This is a genomic window from Kitasatospora sp. NPDC059803 (assembly GCF_042732255.1).
Taxonomy (GTDB): domain Bacteria; phylum Actinomycetota; class Actinomycetes; order Streptomycetales; family Streptomycetaceae; genus Kitasatospora.
Genome location: NZ_JBHWIJ010000587.1, coordinates 1 through 1,222, shown reverse-complemented (window position 1 = coordinate 1,222; position 1,222 = coordinate 1). Strand labels below are relative to the sequence as shown.

1 protein-coding gene is annotated in these 1,222 nt (G+C 79.3%); it reads left to right on the top strand.

Features of this window, described 5'->3' with window-relative positions; translation table 11 throughout:
- The first annotated feature begins 52 nt into the window (after nucleotides 1–52).
- Nucleotides 53–1,105, top strand: a complete 1,053-nt coding sequence (locus ACFV6I_RS39685) for a PQQ-binding-like beta-propeller repeat protein (RefSeq protein ID WP_380431171.1) — start codon at nucleotides 53–55, stop codon at nucleotides 1,103–1,105.
- Nucleotides 1,106–1,222: the final 117 nt, after the last annotated feature.

The following is a 1,222-nucleotide window of genomic DNA, read 5'->3' as shown; positions in this document are numbered from 1 at the left end:
CGGCCGGCGGCCCCCCGCGGGGCCCCGCGGGGGTCCCGGTTTCCCCCCCGCGGTGGGGGCCCCCGCGGGGGGCCCCCACGCCACGCTCTTCGTCTCCAGCTTCGAGGTGCACGCGCTGGACATCGCCTCCGGCGAGCGGCGCTACAAGACCCGGGACGTCGCCTGGGCGCTCGCGGTGGACGCCGGCCGGGTGCACGCGGCCGACGGCCCGCACCTGTACACCGTGGACGTCGCGGACGGCACCGAGCGCTGGCGCACCTCACTGGACGGCTGGGTCTACTCGCTCTCCGCCGCCGACGGGGTGCTGTGCTGCGGCGTCCGCGGCGGCGGCGTCCAGCTGCGCTCGGCCGCCAACGGCGCCGAGCTGTGGCGGGCCGACGACGCCCAGCAGGACTACGAGAACCCGCAGTCCGGACCGGTCCTGGTGGCCGGCGCGGCCTACTACTACGGGGCCGGGCGGCTGCGCTGCATCGACCCGCACGGCGCCGGCCTGCGCTGGTCCTTCCCGGTCGGCGAGGACGTGCCCTCGCACCCGGTCGAGCGCGGCGGCGTGCTGTACGTGACGGCCGGCTCCCGGGTGTACGCGCTGGACGCGGCCAGCGGGGTCGAGCGCTGGCGCTTCGAGGCCCCGGTGGTGCTGTTCACCCCGCCCGCGCTGGACGCCGACGCGGTCTACGTGGCCGACTACCTCGGGACGGTGTACGCGCTGGACGCGGCCACCGGCCGGGACCGCTGGCGCGGGGTCACCGGCAACCGCCAGGGCGCCGAGCCGGTGGTGGTCGGGGACGGCATGGTGCTGGTCGGCAGCGGCGGGGTGCTGTACGCCTTCGAGGCGGCGAGCGGCCGGGAGCGCTGGCGCTACACGGCGCGCGGCGAGATCGTCGGCTCCCCGGCGGTGGCCGACGGCCTGGTGCACCTGGGCAGCCGGGACCACTCGCTGCACACCCTGGACCTGGCGAGCGGTCAGCTGCGCTGGGAGCTCGGCACCAAGGGCGAGCTGACCGGCTCGCCGGTCGCGGTCGGCGGCCGGGTCTTCGTCGGCTCCAAGGACCGCTGCGTGTACGCGCTGGACGCCTTCTACGGCACGGCCGTCCCGGCGCGCTGAACCAGCGCGGGGGGGGGGGGGGGGGCCCCCCCCCCGGGGGGGGCCCCCCCCCCCCCCCGGGGGGGGCCCGGGGGGGGGGGGGGCCCGCCCGCGCCCCCGCGCGGCCCCCCCCCCCCC